Raw genomic sequence first — 16,030 nt, 5'->3', positions numbered from 1 at the left:
ACATCACTTTTCCAAGACTGAACAACATGGAAGCCTGCAATCGACAAAAGTGAACAATAATTTTAAAAATGACTAAATTTCGCTCTCAAAGCTCCTTCCTGGCGCTCCAAGCGCTCCCTGCTTTCGGTAACAAGATAACTGTCTGCGCGCTGCGATTGAATTACTTAATACGCCAATCCTCTCGATGCGCGCCTCCATAAGATCACCGGGCTTTAAAAAAGTTCCGGTTTCCAATCCTACACCAGAGGTCGAGCCAGTGAATACCAAATCACCTGGCCTCAAAACACAGCGCGCATCCAGATAATTAAGAATCTCGTCAACAGAGAAGATCATATCCCTTGTGTTTCCCTGCTGACGCACTTGACCGTTCACCGTCATCATCAAGTGGAGCTCCGGCTGGCCAACTCCCCCTACCCCATCAGCAGTCTCTATCCATGGACCAACGGGCGTAGTGCGATCCATTGCTTTCTGAGTAAAAAGATCCAAACGCCCTAGCGCCTGACCGGCATCCCGAGCACTGACATCATTTCCAACGGTGTAACCTAAAAGGCATGACGAAGGAAATTGAACGTTAGCGAGCTCACGGGCAACGACTGCGACTAGCTCAATTTCGTAATCCAACTGTTCCGTCACCGCAGGATAAAGCACATCCTCGCGATGGCCTACCATTGCAGAATCAGGCTTTAGATAGGAGAGAGGATGCGGAGGCGCTTCAGAGCCAAGTTTCTTTAGGTGTTCGAGATAATTAAGACCGACACCGAATATCCGCGCACCCGGTTCAATAGGAGCGAGTAGAGTGAAGCTCGCTGCCTGGAGCTGCTCGGCGGAAAGATTCTTTTCAGAAAGCTTTCCTTTGGAGGCCAACACTGCCCACTCCGAAAAAGCACCTAATATCCAGCGGGCACAACCAGTCTCAGGATTCAGAGCAGCCCAGCCTACATTCCCCTCCAAGTCCCCTATGCGACCAATTCGCATGGGACTACTGATTTGATGGTTTGAAATCCGGGTCGCGAACTTCCTCGGGAGTTTTAATGAAGGAACCCAACATTGGTCCCACCATTTCATGCCCCCAGACACTCATAACCTCTGGATTCAGCTCAAAGCCGTCGTCATGCCAGGGTTCGATTTCCCCAATACACTCAAAGGCAAATCCTGACGGATTGTAGTGATAAAAAGAGACATGAGGATCCTGAGAGTGTTGCCCCAGCGTCATTAACAGCTGCAGTTCTTTCTCTTTCACGATGTCATAGGTTTCACCAACGTCCCGAATGCTGTTAACAAACACCCCAATGTGATGAACCCCCATCCGCCCAGGAGCATGGCCGTATGCGATATCGTGACTTGTGTAATCGTTCAATTTCGAGCGGAAGAAGCCGGTCTTGCCCTTCCCAGCGCCCGAGCCATACCAGCGGAACCCCATAATATTGATCAAAAAGTGCTCGAGTTCCCGATTGTATTCAGGGGTCATCAAGACAATATGGCCTAGCCCCCTCTTACCAGCCAGGTACCCACCATGGCGACGACCAGGCACAAAAGACTGAGGTGTCCATTTTTGACCATAGAAAAGCTCATGACGAAAGCCTACAGGATCAAAGAAACGGATCAATTCCTTCACACCACGCTTCTGGCATAGCTCCTCATCTCCGATCTGGAATTCAATACCTTCATCCCTGAATTTTTTTAACGCGGCCATGTATTCGAGCCGCCCCTTCGCTTCCCAGCCGATGTAAGCCAAACGATCGATTTCTCCGGGATGGAAGGCCAACCGGAACCGACGGTCATCCATTCGGAGATAGAGAGAATCCGGGTCGTTATCGGGATTATTACCGATGCCGAACCCCATCACTTCAGGACCGTAGCTACGCCATGCCTCAAGGTCTGTGCATTCAAATCCGAGGTAGCCAATACCGATAATGTCCATTTCTTTCTCCAATATTTTATTGTTTAAAAATCACGCAACTTCAACCGACGTGCTAGCCCGGGTCAGATGGCCAGGAGGCCACCATCGATAACGATATCTGAACCGGTAATGAAGGAAGCCTCACTTGACGCCAGGAATAACGCCATTGCGACAACCTCTTCCGGCTGTCCTGGGCGGTCAAGTAGCACGCCATCCAGCAGGGCTGCGCGAATTTCGGGATTCTCCATGAACTCAGCTGTTCCCGGAGTTGCGACGAACCCGGGGCTCAGACTGACAGCCCGAATACCTACCGGAGCACCTTCAACAGCCAACTGTCGCGTGAACGAGACGACAGCTCCCTTAGCCGCAGCATGAGCTGAGATTCCGGCCACCTTCGATCCACCCCAGGCTGCGGTAGAAGACACATTGATGATGATTCCATTCCTCTCAGCCAATGACGTCCAAGCATACTTGGTGGTAAAAAACAGCAGATCCACTTCGTTTCTCAGAGTGAACCTCCAATCTTCCACCGACATTTCATTCACAGGCGCAAAACGAGCAGCAGACGCATTGTTGTAGAGAATATCTACACCTCCGTGCCTCTCTATTGCAGCTTCAACCCAGATTCGAGCCTGCTCAGGGTCTCCCAGATCAACTGGTGCCTCCCCATAGAGCACAAAACCTTCATTCGCCAATAACGCTGCTGTGGCTGCATGCTCTTCCTGATTGGTATCGCAACCAACGACAATGGCGCCTTCTTGGGCAAAGCGCAGTGCTGCCACCCGGCCCTGACCACCTCCGGTGCCTGTGATTAGTGCCACTTTATTTTCGAGACGTCCCATGCTCTACAACCTCTGAAGAAACCAAAAATTAGCGATTCGAAGACGAAGAGCGTTAATCCTCGATCTCTTCAAGCCAAATTGCTTCAGCAGGACAGGCCTCAACACCCTCACGTGCCGACTCTTCGAGCTCTGGCGTCACCTTGTCATCCTCAAAGTAAACCAGCCCATCTTCATCTAATTTGAACACCTCTGGGCAAATTGCAGCACAAAGCCCATAACCGCAGCAGGCTGCACGATCAGCGACGGCACGGAGGCTTTTTTTATCCGAACTCATATTTGTTTCCTCTTATCGGGTTCAGCGACACCCAAATAATGAACAATTTTCTGTTTTTTGTAAAACTAATTTTTCTTGCTTTTTAAAACATGGCGTTATACTTCCCTAACGACCTCACGAATGAAGGCTCTGGCCGGTCTATGTCTCAAAGTGAGACACTGATTGCGCCAACTCCTTGGAGAGCTCTCGCAGAGAAGCAACTGAAGTTCGCACGGTATGGGATATCTGATTTCCGTCTTTACCCATCTCAGCAATCCTCTCTATGCTCCCCGCTATTTCCTTCCCTCCTTTATTTTGCTTATGAACCGCCTGAGCGATCTCATCCACTCCGTCATTAGAGCTTCCCACTAGCCGAGTTGCTTCCGACAGCACTCGCTCTAGCTCTTCGAGCAAAGACTGACTTCCGTCAAGAGCGGACGACCCTTCCTCAAGAGCAACGTTCACTCGGTGCGACTGAGCCTCAAGATTTTCGGTAAGCTCGTTAATTGAATTTGCCGCCAACGCCGACCTTTGCGCCAAACTGCGAACTTCCTCGGCAACAACACTGAACCCGCGACCGTTCTCACCTGCACGGGCAGCCTCGATCGCAGCATTAAGCGCCAAAAGGTTGGTCTGCCCTGACAAATCCTTGACCTGATTTATGCTGTTAGTGATCTCTGTAGTACTGGACACGAAATCACCGACCGAATCAGTGATCGAAGCGAAAGCATCTTTCACCTGGGATATTTCTTGAAGCAGCCGATCAAGGGCATCCCGACCAGCCTCGGACCCCTGCAGACTCTCCTGCGCTGTAGCTCTTAGATCTTCGACATGCGACGCAATGGAAGCTATTTCCTGGCTCATCAGGTCCATTGTATTGGCGGCATCGACAGCAGCACCTGCTTGTTTTTGAGCACCCTCGGCAACGAGGTCAGAAGTACCAACCAATGCCTCTGCAGAGTCATCCACCGACCTGGACACCTGGACGACCTTCATGACGGAATATTGGAGGCTATCTATCAATTCATTGAAAGCGCTCGCTGTCTGAGCCAGCTCATCACGCCCCATAATTTCCACTCGATGAGTGAGGTCACCTTCCTTTAACCTCATCGCAGCAAGCTCTATGGCTTTGATCGCGCGTAAAACCTGGCGCCGAACCAGCAGCGCCGTTAGAAGTGACAAAACGATTGCCACAAGAATGGAAACTTCCAGGGATAGCGCGACTTTATCAGCCGTGGCATTAGCCTCTTCGAATGAAGAGCCAGCCAACGCTTTCTGTTCCTCAATCAATTGGCCTAGAAGTCCTTGCAATCGGTTATAATCCGCACGGACATACCCAAGCTGCGAGGAGGCCAGAGCCGGATTTTCAAGAATGGCCTGCCCTAATTCGTTAATACCTTGAGCGAAGTAATCGGCCTGCTCTGCAAGCTTTTCATAAAGAGCCTGTTCCTGTTCACTGATTTTCGTTTCAGCATTTACAGTCGTGGCCACACCAGCAAGCATGTCGTTTACGCTCGCCTGCATTTCATCAACATAGGACTGCAATGCTTCCTTGGAAATACTCCCTTGGGCCCTGATCAGCTGAACGATCGCCGCATAGGAACTAACCATGGCAGCCTGAGAGGCGGAGGAAACCTCCAACCCTCGCTGCAACTCAGAGAAACGAGTCGCTTCAATTTGCCCCAAAATTTTTTGTTGGCGATTTAACCCCTGATAAGCAACCACAGAGATCCCAATGAGCAGAACAACTATTAACGTTGGCGCGAACATTAGCTTCGCACCCATAGAGAACCGACCGAGCAAGGACATCACGTTATCTCTGACCCTTTCTTGTTTTTCTGAAACGACACCCGCTGTAGACATTGGGCACCACATGAAATATTCTGGTGTCAGCTTACCGTTCTAAATACAGAAATCAAGACAGGTGGGACGCATTCATTCAGTCCCGCATAAAACAAAAAACAAGGTCGTACCATGCCTTCGCCAAAGAACAGCATCGCAGCGGTTGACATCACCGAGTTCCGCCAGAACTGGCGAATACTAACTCTCTCTGTCATCGGCATAGCTATAAGCATCAACGCCTCTCTGCTGTATGGCTTCGGAACGCTCGTAGTGCCTCTCGAGGAAGCTTTTGGGTGGGAACGGAGCTCACTGCAGGCTGCCATCACTTTCTTGTTCGCTAGCGCGGTAATCTCGCTTCAAGTCGTAGGTTGGCTGAACCTACGTTATGGGATGAAGCGCGTTACTATGATTTCTCTGGTTCTGATCTCTCTGGGCTACCTTGCAACTACGCAAATCCAAGGTTCCATATGGATGCTGTATCTGGCATTCGCAATCCTGCCTCTGCTTGGAATGGGGTGCTTGGCTGTTACCTGGACGCAGCTTTTGAATATCTGGTTTGAAAAAAACCGGGGACTTGCGTTAGCTATCGGTCTGAGTGGAACAGGTATTACTGCAGCGATCGTGCCTCCAATACTTTCTTGGGGCATAGAAACCTGGGATTGGCGAGCAGCCTTCGTCATTCTGGCCCTGATGAACCTGGCAATATTGCTTCCTTTCACTGCTAAATGGCTTACTCTCCCCGAGTTCTTACCAGAAGCTTCGGGAAGTGATGTTGATACCGAAGCGGTCCCCGGTGTCAGCTACCGGGAAGGACTAACTTCACGGAAATTCTGGACGTGCAACATCGCTCTCGCACTAGTTATTTCCTCCATAGTTGGGATGGTAACCAGCACAGTTCCCATGCTCCGCGATATAGGGCTTTCTGCAGAAGATGCATCCCTGGTGTTCAGCTTCTTCGGAGTATCTTTAATTTTTGGCCGAATCGCGGTCGGCTACCTTCTCGACCGCTTCTGGCCACCTGCTATCGCTGCCTTCAGCCTAGCATTGCCTGCGGTCGGCTGCCTGATCTACTTACAGGGAAGCACTGAACTTCTACCGCTTTTCTTGGCAGCTATCTGCGTAGGCTTTGGTGCTGGTGCTGAGTTTGATATCGCAGCGTTCCTCATTGCACGGTATTTCGGCCTCAGAGATTACGGACGCCTATTCGGCTTCCACCAAGGCTTGCTGACTGTGGCATCAGCCTTGGCTCCTCTTTTATTCGCCGGCCTGCTAAGCCATACAGGCAGCTACTCTGCGATGCTGGTATACAGCTTAGCTTGTTCAATTATCGGCCCAGCGTTGCTAATGACCTTGGGCAAAGTGCCACGATACGCAGTGGCCACAAACCTAAATACCAGTCAGGCCTAATAACAAAAGGAGAACAACATGCCCTCCATCACATTGATCGAATCCAATGGTACAGAGCACACACTGAACGGTGAAACCGGACAGTCAATTATGCAAATCGCCCTTAATGCAATGGTTCCAGGCATTCAAGGTGATTGTGGCGGCGCCTGCAGTTGCGCAACCTGCCACGCCTTTGTGGATGAGCGATGGGTAAGCGTTCTACCCAAGATGGAGGACACGGAATCGGACATGCTGGATTTCGCTAGCGAGCGCCAAGAAAACAGTCGACTAACCTGCCAGATAACGCTCGATGAGAGCATGGACGGAATGGTCCTACGTCTGCCCGAATCACAATACTGAGCCATTGGAGTCAAAAATGTCACTTTCTTCTGTCGCGATAGTAGGAGCCGGGCAGGCAGGTTTTCAGGTAGCTGCGTCTCTGCGGCAAGGGGGCTTCAAAGGTAAAATCTCATTGATTGGAGACGAACCAGACCTTCCATACCAGCGTCCGCCCTTATCGAAGGCCTACATGCTTGGAAAGATTAAGCGTGAAAGCCTCGCTTTTCGTCCGGAAACCTTCTTCCAAGAACAAGATATCGATCTTATTCATGACACCGCCATCGAGATAGATCGCCAAAACCGAAGAGTGGTGCTACAAAGTGGAACTGTTTGTCATTATGACCACTTGGTCTTGGCGACCGGAGCCCACAACAGACCCCTCGCACTTCCCGGTGAAGATCTTCAAGGCGTGTTTGGTATCAAAACATTGAAGGATGCAGACGCACTCTCACCTGAAGTTAAGTCCGCACGAGATGTCGTTGTAATTGGCGCAGGCTTTATTGGTTTAGAGTTTGCCGCTATCGCCGTCCAAAATGCGAATGTGCAAGTAATTGACATGGGACAGCGGGCAATGGCTCGGGCCATTTCTCAAGAAATGTCCGAGGTTTTTGAGGAAACTCATCAAGAGTGGGGGGTCACTTTTCACTTCAATCAGGGCGTAAAGCGGCTGATCGGAAGCAATGGAAAAGTGACGGGTGTGGAAAAGGAAGACGGAGAGATCCTCAAAGCCGACCTCGTTGTCTACGGGATTGGGGTTGTTCCGAATATAGCGATAGCCAGCGAAGCGGGGCTTACTATTGAAAATGGAATCAAAGTAGATTCGAACTTACTTACGAACGACCCACATATCTCCGCCATTGGGGATGTTGCTTGCTTCCCCTGTACTCACAATGAAGGACAGTTTACTCGGATCGAGTCAGTTCCAAATGCTATGGACCAAGCCAGAGCTGTGGCTGCGAGGTTATTGGGAAGCCCCTCACCTTTCTCTAGCGTTCCTTGGTTCTGGACAGACCAAGGCAACCTGAAACTACAAATTGCTGGCTTATCAACAGGATTTGACACAACCGTCACCCTTGGCTCCAAGGACTCCCGACAATTCTCAGTTCTTTGCTTTCGGAAAGGTCACTTTGTCGCTGTTGAAGCCTGTAATCGGCCGGGCGACCATCTGGCCGGCAAGAAAATCCTCTCTCGCCCCCCTGAACTTACGCCGGCTGAAGCAAATGCTGACGGCTTCGATCTCAAAGAGTGGGAAAAACAGCATCGAGACTGATTCAAGGCTGTAAGGAGGCCTTTCTATGAGCGTTTTTACGCACGTCACATTAGGAACTAAAGACCTCAATAGAGCAACGGCTTTCTATGACGAAATCTTGCCGCCTCTGGGGTTAAAAAGGCTGATCAATGTGCCGGGAAAAGCCTCCGCGTGGGGAGTCGACCAGCCTGCCTTGGTTGTACTCTATCCAATTGACGGCGAAGACGCTTCATCGGGCAATGGAGTCACCATCGGACTCCAAGCGCCAACCCCTCAGGCGGTTGACGAAGTCCATAGGCTTTCACTGAAAGCAGGTGCAACCGATGAGGGGGCACCCGGGCCACGACCGGTTGCTAAGGACGCGTATGCAGCCTACATCCGTGATCTTGATGGTCACAAAATATGTATTGGATACCGGCCAACTGAATAGGGTCGACGCGCCAAAGCTCTGGGAACCTAAGAGCGTGTTGGGGTTGTTGTGGGCAGAGAACCAAATCAGCCTCTCCTCAATTCTTTCAAGTATTCGCAGATAGCAATCCATCTGCTCTTCACGCCTCACCGCCAGAACCAATTGGTCGGCAATATCTGATGCTGTCTGGAGTTTCGCTATATGAAGTTGCAAAAACTGGCGTCGTTTTTTCCAGGTTGGCTATTCCTGCTTGCCATGCTCACGGCATTGTCGCCACTATCGGTCGATCTTTATCTGCCTGCCTTTCCCGCTATCGCAGAGAGCCTTAACGTCAACTCCGCTCAGATTCAAGTAACATTGGCCGCGTACCTTTTGGGCATGGCCGTTGGACAATTGCTTTACGGGCCTTTGAGCGACCATTTTGGCCGAAAACCCCCGTTGTACTTTGGCCTTGCACTCTATGTTCTTGCCTCCTTTGCGTGCGTGTTCGCCAGTGATCTTACAACCTTGACTATCGCTCGCTTCGTCCAGGCCCTTGGCGGAAGTTCAGGCGTTGTTATCAGCCGCGCGGTTATTCGCGACCGAACTAAACCAGCACAGAGTGCCAAGGCCTTCTCAATGTTGATGCTGGCACTTGGCCTTGCGCCAATATTAGCTCCCCTGCTGGGAGGCTTTCTTCTTTACATCATGGGGTGGAGAGGAATTTTCGCTGTACTTGGCGTAACGGGTATAGTGCTTTTCATCAGCACGCACTATTCGATGCGTGAGACTCATTTTCGTGAGCCAAATGCTCATTTGAGCTTATGGAGTGTCCTTACTCGCTACCTGGAGTTGTTGAGGGAATGGCAGTTTCAAAAATATGTTCTCGTCGCTGGCATGTTGTTTGGCGGGATGTTTGCTTACGTCGCAGGGTCACCCTTCATTGTCATTGAACTCTTCGAAGTCCCCCCCGAGCACTTTGGCTGGTTTTTTGGTATTAATGCCATCGGGATGATTGCTGGGTCTCAGATCAACGCAAACCTGGCAACTCGATACGGCCCAGAAAAAGTACTGAAACACGTTATTTGGATTCCCTTTGTTGCTTCCCTTCTTGGATTCAGTTCCGCGGTATTGCAGTTTGATTCCCTTCCGCTGCTGATGCTCTGCTTTTTCGCGTTCATGACGTCAATGGGTTTACTTAGCCCCAACGCAATGGCCTTAGCTATGGCAAGCCAGGGGCATCGCGCAGGCTCAGCATCAGCGATAATGGGGGCCATTCAGTTTCTAATTGGGACTTTGGGGGCGACGGTGATCAGTTTCTGGCCGCTTCCAAGCGCAGTTCCACTCATGACGGTCATGCTCATCTCAACGGCTGGCAGCTTATTCTTTTTCCTTCTTGGCAAAAAAACACGGGCATAGATCACGCTAGAACAGAGCCATGAGATATCGGCAATAGCCAAAAGAGTTCAATCGCGTCCAAATACCCACGTTTGAGCTTTTATCCGCTTTAGCTTAAAGCCTTGGGAAACAATCGAATTAACAATTTCAGCGGTCGCTTCGTCCCCGATATCAGGCGTATGAAGCTCCGCGATAATAAGACGCAAATCAGCCGGAAGGGACTTGGGTAGCAACCCTACCTCCGCACCCTCAATATCCATTAATAACACCGTGGGCTGCTCACGCCTCAACAGCTCAGAAATCCGGATCACCGGCACATGCTTAGGGCGGCCTCCAGCATTCGTGCGGGTCGTTGTCCACCAGTACTCTTCATTGATATAAATTTTAAGATGGTCGCCTTCAAAACCGTCTGGTACAACGGCCGCGCCGATGATCTCACAGGATTCACCATTAGCTTCGAAGTTTCCGAGAATAGTACTGTGCATGCTTTCGCTTGGCTCAACCAGAACAACGCTATCCCCTGAACATTGGGCTGCGAACGCACCGGTAATACCTGCACCAGCACCACATTCAACCACACGGTCTCCTGGAAGAATGAATGCTTCAATCAACTCGAGGTCCGACTCTTCGTAATCGCCGAGCAAAAAATAATAGACCATTGTCGGACTGATGTTCGCATCCACACGCAGTTTAATCGGATGAATCGGATGCAGGAGAACGGGAGGCTCAGGCAGATCCCGCAAACAAAGTCGAAGTCTCTCAATTTCTTCAAGGTCTTCTTGCAAATCCTTGGGCCAGCCATCAAGGCCTCGCTGGGCAATACCTTCCTGCCGTTCCTCAATCCGCCAACTCTCCACCTGAATTTCACGCCCGGCATGATCTAAACTGTTGGTTGGCATCAGTGTTCCTCTTTAATCCACCGTAAATTTCTGAAGTCCTGATAGGTAGACCTCCCGAATGGTGCCCGAGGCAGCTAAATGTCTGCCTTAATGCGGGCTTACTAATCACTCGTGTTCTTGTTACAGAATTTAATTCTAATTTGTGGATTTCGCAACGGAGCTTTGCTAATCTTTGAATAGCGGTACAGCTAGATGACCATCAAATAAAACAAGAAAGACGATCAAACAAATAAGCTTTCCACCTCGGAAGCCCAGTTTGATCGGACCAAGGACACAAAGTGTCCGGGAGGCATCATGAAAACAAACAATATTGCTGCTGGATTTATAGTTATAGGTTTTTTCATCGTTTTTAAGCTTGTCGTCATCCTTATCGCCAGCAGCCCAAGCGGCAGCCGTCAACAAAGCCAGATGTGCCAGTTTGATCCAGGATATTGTGCCGTACCTGAGCACTTGAGTGACTATCACATGTTTCCGCGTTAACTCGGCCCTTTGGTTTTGTTGCCACTGAGGTTCATCGATGAGTGCCACCAAAACCAAAGCCGTATTCTTCGTCCAAAGTTTGCTGCAGCGAAGCACATTTGCTTGAGGTACGATCATTCATAAGTCGTGCTCTTCGAGTTAAAAACCCTCCCAACTTGATGGCCTCAAACGGTTTTTTGAGTTCGGATTCGATCTTTTCCTGCTTCTCATTGCTTCTTCGCCTGAACCAGGCCCTCTGTCAATCTGGGCAAGTTAACTATACGGCAACCTGAGATTCACTATCTCGCCCGATCTTCATCTTTAGAGGCGTTTCCTTTTGTTCAGTGAAAGGCCCCCTTGCAGTATCCATTGAAGAAACCGTTTGATTGCGGGTAAAACTTTATTTCTCCCCCAAAAATCGAAATTCAGCGCGCCAGCGCCCTATTAACGTGCCGTTTAGCCTATTTCATACACCTGTCAACATAATTGCCATTTTTTCTATATGTAGAACCCGATTCCCTATAATGGATAAATAGCTCTGGCTTTGCTAGCTTCATAAAACAGGCAGCTGAGCCATAAACGCTTGGATCGCCCCGATATAAATCAATAATTTCTATGTTCCATCCTCAAAGTTAGTTGATAGGCACGGCCAAGCAATCTTCGTCAAAAACCCTACAAGAAACTCAGATGACGCCTGATTCCTTTGTCTAGCCCAAAAGTCAACGCTGAGCAGATTGAGGATCCGGGCCTAATAAGGAGAACAAGATGAAAAGGTTTAAAACTATTCCCGAACGCGGCGATTTCGACTACCAACAGCTTGTTGGTCCTCACAAGGTGACAGGACCCGCGATGGCCGGCGAACGCGGATTTTTTGGACTAAAGCTCAGTAAGAGTTCGCCGTTTGGCTCAGTGCGGGATGTGGACGGCAATATCTATTCTTTTGTTCGCTCGCTGTTGGCCCCAGGTGGAACCCCAAACCCGACAAAATTCATTTATCAGACCAATCACATCGATGGCAAAAACTTGCGCATGGATCATGAGCGAATGAAAGCTCAGGCTGAAACACCCATCCCCTTACAGACTCTCAATGGCGACGTCGTTACCTGGAGCAACCAGCCAGGTGAGTCGGGAAATCCCTGGAAAATCACAGCATCCAGCGAACGTTTAACATGGAAGGAGGAAGGACTATTTGAGCTGGAGGGGAAGCTCTTGGGCTCAGGCATGCAGTGGTATCTTCCTGGTGTGGAATGGGGAACTTTTTACGTCTCCCAGTTATGGGACATCCATGGCGTTTGTGAAGGTCGGCCAGTAAAAGGGGCGATGGCACTAGATCAGTTCTATATGGCAGAAGGCGGCGCCATCCATTTCAAAAAGGATCTAGTCGTCAACAACAAAATGCACGTCATCTGGTGGTCCTTTGTCACTGTTTATACCGATGGCACCTGGGATGCGGGCTCATTCATGGTGGGACATAACCATCTTGGCTACGCCATACTTATGAATGAGAAAGGAGAGGTTCGAGTCACGAACGACATTGAAGGCAAGGCAATCCACAAAGATGGCAGTTACTTTCTGGAGTCTGCTCGCATTGTTCTTGATGGCGAAGAAGAGTGGGAGTTTCTGCCAGACCCCAAGGGTGAGATGATTGATTTTGTTGGGGGTTTTCCAATCACTGCCCAACAGGAAGGTCGCTGGCGCCAAGTAGGCGACACACGCACACCTGACCACTGGCTTTCATGGGGTGAGTCAGATCGAAGAAACGGTTCCGAGAGAAATGTAAGAGGTGCAGACCTCATTTAGTTAAAAACCCCCGACTTAACTTGAAGGTGTTTGGGGGCGTGGCCGAAGAATCAATTCTTTGATCTGGTAATTCGGAGTTGAGCGGGTCGCGACATCCGTCGAGACCCGCCTGCTAAACGATAAATCGTTTTACCCTTCGGCTTTCAATTTAGCTAACTCATAGACGGCCAGAGGACAGCTGTAGCTCCCGAAGGAGTCTGGAAGCTTATTCATCTTCTCCTGAATCAAGACAGATTACTTCCAGTCAGAAAAAAATCCCGAGATTCGGAGTGCCTATCACGGCCTGATCAACAATTACTTCACGCCGAGCTAGCTTCAGACGTCCGCTCTCGCGTCGCAGAATATCGTGGCGCTCACATGGGATCAGGTCGAAATCATCGAAATCAAAACGGCTTCGGGTTACCAAAAGATAACTCAGCACTTTATATTCATCAGGCTTGCTGGTTCTAAAAACGCGTACGTTCCCGATCAAACGCTTGGTGCGCGAAGGGGGATCCTCGCCCCAGGCGCTCTTGGTGTCGGTGATACGCATGATCCGAACCATCATCGATTCATAGGTATCGTGCATATGTTGAACGGTTCGCACCACAGTCTTATCTTGATGGCGCACGGGATGTGTCTGGCGGATTGGCAAGTTATACTCAAGATCGCGGGTCAGGCTCTCGCCCCACTGTTTTAGCTGCAAATTATCGAGCAACTCAGCTTCATCGTGAAAGAAATCCACAATTTCGTGATAAAGCGGATCACCGCTCGAAATTCGCTTAGCACGGTCTGTCGGCGGCAGTGGACTAGGTTCCAGCAGGCGCTGCAATTCGTTCATTGTAATTCTCCCTAATATCTTTCATGTGGTCCGTTCAAGGACCGACGACTATTAGATCAATGAGCTCGGATCAGGTTTAGGCAGTCATCAGGTCATGCCAGTAGAGCCACCATTGCCATTGGGTATCGTCCTTGGTAAAACCCGCACCAACATTCCCCGGACCCGGCCAGCCTTCTGGTTTACCGGTCTCATAAAGCGCCTGATATTTGAGGGTGATGTCCTGGCTCATGGCTCCCTTCGAAACGATGGTTTGGTGAGGCCAGGTGTCAGAATCGTCCTGCTCAACCATGCCTGAGGTACCGAGTAATTGAATTGACTGACGAAGCATTTTCGCTTTGATCTCAGGCGGGGTATCTTTCTCGGCCAGAATCCAGTTGACGAACTCAAGCTTGTCGGGCCCCTTGGGTACATAAGCATGCAAAGCCATGGCACCGAGTACGGTGCCGTCCGGCTGCGGAAGGTAAATGAATTCGAACAAACCGTTAGGGAAAAAATTACCAACCTGAGGGGGGTTCGAACTCATAAGCTGCAGTTGCTCATCGCTAAAGCGACTGAGTAGTTCGGGCACCATCTCTTTAGTAATGCCTGGCGGCGGCAGGAGCGTAAGCTTCTCTTCCGGAGTCAAGGTGGACGGGTCTTTGCCGGTGAGCCTTCGAATTTTTCGGTCCAGTTCAATACAGCGCATGGTGTGCCCATGTTCTGTCCATACCTCTGCACCGTACATTTCTGGAGTCAGGTCGCCGCCCTTGCCTTCCCCGTCGGGCTTCTTGGCATATGGCCCCACCTCTCCCAGCCAACGGTGCAAGGTAAGAGTGTGGAAGCCATCGGAAGCTGATTGTTCGGCAGCTGTTTTCCAATTGGCACGCACCACAAAGCGCTGCGGCGGTCCGAGCACTTCCATACCAGCCAGTGTGCGGCACCAAAGGGTGTCAAAGTACCATTTAGCATCACCCAGGAACTCGTCGAATGATGGGCCGTCAATATTCCATGTCGCGAAGATTAGGCCTCCGTATAGGGCTACTCGAGCTTTTCTCAGCCCAAGCTCAGCTTTCGTACGAGTCTTGCCATGCATGCACTCTTTTTCTACCGGTGCCCCAACAAAATCGCCATTCGGCTTGAAGGCCCAGCCGTGGTATATGCATAGATGGATTGATGCATTACCTCCCTCAAGTGTGGATATTTTCATGCCGCGGTGCGGACAAACATTCAACGACACATGGATCTGTCCATCACCGGAACGGGCGATGATTACCGAGTCAGACCCCATGTCTCGAACGATAAAATCTCCTTTGTTAGGAATTTCGGTTTCGTGACCAAGGAAGACCCATGTCCTGGCGAAGATCTTCTTCATTTCGAGGTTATACAGTTCTGGATCAGACAACGTGCGCATTTTGACTTCACGGTGTTCTAAATCGACGAGGTCGGTGATTCTAGTACCGTCGCTCAGTACCGGATTATTGTTGTTCGTCATACTTGCTCTCCATTTTCACTCTGACAGATATGAACATTTTTCACATTTATGTTCATATTATGCTCAAGTATATGCGCAAGCGACGGCTGCAAAACTGACCTAAATCAACTATTGCAGAATGGTTTTGCCACCAGTGGCACGTTAAAAGAAAGAGAGTCAGGAGTGCGTCGTTGAGAGGAGATTAGGGAAATACTCAGATTTAGAGCCAGTTTCGTGGGCGTTCCGATCCGTGTGAATCTGCGATACTAGCTTTTGCGCCACCATGCCTTATGACATAAATGGCAGGAGGAGGGGCTCTGGTGTGAGGGGTGGTCCCAAATAGAAGCTAATTTCGTAGACGCACTCAAATCTGGCCCCCTAAAATTAGAGCCAGACTACTTGACCAGCAACACGGGAACATCAACCTCATGAATAACCCTGGTGGCGACCGAACCCATGAGTAAATTGCCAAGCTTGCTCATGCCACGAGTACCCATCACGACCAGGTGACAATCATACTCTTTAACAGCCTTTGCTATCTCACTTGGAGCATCACCGATCAATTCATGGGTTTCAAAACGCAGTCCAGTGCCTTCCAACATTGCTGCAGCGCTCGCGGTAAATTCTGAGCTATAAGCAATCGCGCTTTCATGCATTTCATCGATCATACTTTGGGTCAAGCAGTCTCCAAAAACCTTCACTTCATCCTGTACGTTTATTATATGCAGCTTTTGGCCCGCAAAGAGCTGCGCCCGATCAATCACATACTGAATCGCACGTCTAGCAGACTTCGACTCATCGAAAGGAACCAGCACATTTTCCATTCTATTCATCCTCTTCTTTGCCTTCATCAGAAGACAGATGTGACTAACCGATCTGGTCTGTCGAAAGCGCCATTAATGACGCATTCTCGGTATGGGTCGCAACGCGCGCCTAATCTTTCCTAATGCCGGATTCGGGCGAATCCGGCATTAGCTCGGTATCCCACTTTAGAATAGGAAAACT

General features: G+C 50.0%; 16 protein-coding genes. 6 read left to right on the top strand and 10 right to left on the bottom strand.

Annotated elements, in window-relative coordinates; all coding sequences use genetic code 11:
* Positions 1-72: 72 nt before the first annotated feature.
* From HP15_RS00175 to HP15_RS00155, 5 genes are all read right to left on the bottom strand, one after another.
* The gene (locus HP15_RS00175; RefSeq protein ID WP_014575664.1) at positions 73-975 is read right to left on the bottom strand and encodes a fumarylacetoacetate hydrolase family protein; all 903 of its coding nucleotides are present in this window, start codon (positions 973-975) and stop codon (positions 73-75) included.
* A gap of 4 nt (positions 976-979) precedes the next feature.
* A complete protein-coding gene (locus HP15_RS00170; protein ID WP_041644826.1) occupies positions 980-1,921 on the bottom strand; it encodes a VOC family protein in 942 nt (313 codons plus the stop codon).
* 62 nt (positions 1,922-1,983) lie between these two features.
* Positions 1,984-2,742, bottom strand: a complete 759-nt coding sequence (locus HP15_RS00165) for an SDR family NAD(P)-dependent oxidoreductase (protein ID WP_014575662.1) — start codon at positions 2,740-2,742, stop codon at positions 1,984-1,986.
* 52 nt (positions 2,743-2,794) lie between these two features.
* The gene (locus HP15_RS00160) at positions 2,795-3,016 is read right to left on the bottom strand and encodes a ferredoxin (RefSeq protein WP_041644825.1); all 222 of its coding nucleotides are present in this window, start codon (positions 3,014-3,016) and stop codon (positions 2,795-2,797) included.
* 138 nt (positions 3,017-3,154) lie between these two features.
* Complete coding sequence (locus HP15_RS00155) at positions 3,155-4,858, bottom strand: methyl-accepting chemotaxis protein (RefSeq protein ID WP_206076543.1); 1,704 nt, start codon at positions 4,856-4,858, stop codon at positions 3,155-3,157.
* Between the two features lie 111 nt (positions 4,859-4,969).
* Between HP15_RS00155 and HP15_RS00150 the strand changes: the two genes are divergently transcribed.
* From HP15_RS00150 to HP15_RS00130, 5 genes are all read left to right on the top strand, one after another.
* A complete protein-coding gene (locus HP15_RS00150; protein ID WP_014575659.1) occupies positions 4,970-6,244 on the top strand; it encodes an MFS transporter in 1,275 nt (424 codons plus the stop codon).
* A gap of 18 nt (positions 6,245-6,262) precedes the next feature.
* Positions 6,263-6,583, top strand: coding sequence for a 2Fe-2S iron-sulfur cluster-binding protein (locus HP15_RS00145; RefSeq protein ID WP_041644824.1), 321 nt, complete (start codon positions 6,263-6,265; stop codon positions 6,581-6,583).
* A 16-nt stretch (positions 6,584-6,599) separates the two neighbouring features.
* Positions 6,600-7,832: an NAD(P)/FAD-dependent oxidoreductase gene (locus HP15_RS00140; RefSeq protein ID WP_041644823.1), complete on the top strand. Its 1,233-nt coding sequence runs from the start codon at positions 6,600-6,602 to the stop codon at positions 7,830-7,832.
* Positions 7,833-7,857: 25 nt separating this feature from the next.
* Positions 7,858-8,241 (top strand): VOC family protein, encoded by a 384-nt coding sequence (locus tag HP15_RS00135; protein ID WP_041644821.1) that lies wholly within the window; start codon positions 7,858-7,860, stop codon positions 8,239-8,241.
* Between the two features lie 180 nt (positions 8,242-8,421).
* The gene (locus tag HP15_RS00130; protein WP_014575657.1) at positions 8,422-9,618 is read left to right on the top strand and encodes a Bcr/CflA family multidrug efflux MFS transporter; all 1,197 of its coding nucleotides are present in this window, start codon (positions 8,422-8,424) and stop codon (positions 9,616-9,618) included.
* A gap of 47 nt (positions 9,619-9,665) precedes the next feature.
* Here HP15_RS00130 and HP15_RS00125 read toward each other — a convergent pair whose 3' ends face one another.
* Together HP15_RS00125 and HP15_RS00120 are read right to left on the bottom strand one after the other, a co-directional pair.
* Positions 9,666-10,496, bottom strand: a complete 831-nt coding sequence (locus HP15_RS00125; protein ID WP_014575656.1) for an FkbM family methyltransferase — start codon at positions 10,494-10,496, stop codon at positions 9,666-9,668.
* Between the two features lie 165 nt (positions 10,497-10,661).
* A complete protein-coding gene (locus HP15_RS00120) occupies positions 10,662-11,093 on the bottom strand; it encodes a hypothetical protein (RefSeq protein ID WP_041644820.1) in 432 nt (143 codons plus the stop codon).
* Positions 11,094-11,720: 627 nt separating this feature from the next.
* Between HP15_RS00120 and HP15_RS00115 the strand changes: the two genes are divergently transcribed.
* Complete coding sequence (locus HP15_RS00115; protein ID WP_014575654.1) at positions 11,721-12,755, top strand: hypothetical protein; 1,035 nt, start codon at positions 11,721-11,723, stop codon at positions 12,753-12,755.
* 244 nt (positions 12,756-12,999) lie between these two features.
* Here the strand turns inward: HP15_RS00115 and HP15_RS00110 are convergent, their stop codons facing one another.
* The 3 genes from HP15_RS00110 to HP15_RS00100 all read right to left on the bottom strand — a co-directional run bounded on the left by HP15_RS00110 (position 13,000) and on the right by HP15_RS00100 (position 15,849).
* A complete protein-coding gene (locus HP15_RS00110) occupies positions 13,000-13,575 on the bottom strand; it encodes an aromatic-ring-hydroxylating dioxygenase subunit beta (RefSeq protein WP_014575653.1) in 576 nt (191 codons plus the stop codon).
* A 76-nt stretch (positions 13,576-13,651) separates the two neighbouring features.
* A complete protein-coding gene (locus HP15_RS00105) occupies positions 13,652-15,046 on the bottom strand; it encodes an aromatic ring-hydroxylating dioxygenase subunit alpha (protein WP_014575652.1) in 1,395 nt (464 codons plus the stop codon).
* A gap of 374 nt (positions 15,047-15,420) precedes the next feature.
* Positions 15,421-15,849, bottom strand: coding sequence for a universal stress protein (locus HP15_RS00100; RefSeq protein WP_041646023.1), 429 nt, complete (start codon positions 15,847-15,849; stop codon positions 15,421-15,423).
* Positions 15,850-16,030: the final 181 nt, after the last annotated feature.

This window comes from Marinobacter adhaerens HP15, assembly GCF_000166295.1.
Taxonomy (GTDB): Bacteria; Pseudomonadota; Gammaproteobacteria; order Pseudomonadales; family Oleiphilaceae; genus Marinobacter; species Marinobacter adhaerens.
The sequence above is the reverse complement of the archived record's forward strand: the minus strand, read 5'-3'. Positions and strand labels throughout refer to the sequence as shown.

Excerpts from the sequence above, each read along its gene's own strand:
- HP15_RS00175 (WP_014575664.1), bottom strand. The coding sequence starts at position 975 with ATGCGAATTGGTCGCATAGGGGACTTGGAGGGGAATGTAGGCTGGGCT.
- HP15_RS00170 (WP_041644826.1), bottom strand. The coding sequence starts at position 1,921 with ATGGACATTATCGGTATTGGCTACCTCGGATTTGAATGCACAGACCTT.
- HP15_RS00165 (WP_014575662.1), bottom strand. The coding sequence starts at position 2,742 with ATGGGACGTCTCGAAAATAAAGTGGCACTAATCACAGGCACCGGAGGT.
- HP15_RS00160 (WP_041644825.1), bottom strand. The coding sequence starts at position 3,016 with ATGAGTTCGGATAAAAAAAGCCTCCGTGCCGTCGCTGATCGTGCAGCC.
- HP15_RS00155 (WP_206076543.1), bottom strand. The coding sequence starts at position 4,858 with ATGTCTACAGCGGGTGTCGTTTCAGAAAAACAAGAAAGGGTCAGAGAT.
- HP15_RS00150 (WP_014575659.1), top strand. The coding sequence starts at position 4,970 with ATGCCTTCGCCAAAGAACAGCATCGCAGCGGTTGACATCACCGAGTTC.
- HP15_RS00145 (WP_041644824.1), top strand. The coding sequence starts at position 6,263 with ATGCCCTCCATCACATTGATCGAATCCAATGGTACAGAGCACACACTG.
- HP15_RS00140 (WP_041644823.1), top strand. The coding sequence starts at position 6,600 with ATGTCACTTTCTTCTGTCGCGATAGTAGGAGCCGGGCAGGCAGGTTTT.
- HP15_RS00135 (WP_041644821.1), top strand. The coding sequence starts at position 7,858 with ATGAGCGTTTTTACGCACGTCACATTAGGAACTAAAGACCTCAATAGA.
- HP15_RS00130 (WP_014575657.1), top strand. The coding sequence starts at position 8,422 with ATGAAGTTGCAAAAACTGGCGTCGTTTTTTCCAGGTTGGCTATTCCTG.
- HP15_RS00125 (WP_014575656.1), bottom strand. The coding sequence starts at position 10,496 with ATGCCAACCAACAGTTTAGATCATGCCGGGCGTGAAATTCAGGTGGAG.
- HP15_RS00120 (WP_041644820.1), bottom strand. The coding sequence starts at position 11,093 with ATGATCGTACCTCAAGCAAATGTGCTTCGCTGCAGCAAACTTTGGACG.
- HP15_RS00115 (WP_014575654.1), top strand. The coding sequence starts at position 11,721 with ATGAAAAGGTTTAAAACTATTCCCGAACGCGGCGATTTCGACTACCAA.
- HP15_RS00110 (WP_014575653.1), bottom strand. The coding sequence starts at position 13,575 with ATGAACGAATTGCAGCGCCTGCTGGAACCTAGTCCACTGCCGCCGACA.
- HP15_RS00105 (WP_014575652.1), bottom strand. The coding sequence starts at position 15,046 with ATGACGAACAACAATAATCCGGTACTGAGCGACGGTACTAGAATCACC.
- HP15_RS00100 (WP_041646023.1), bottom strand. The coding sequence starts at position 15,849 with ATGGAAAATGTGCTGGTTCCTTTCGATGAGTCGAAGTCTGCTAGACGT.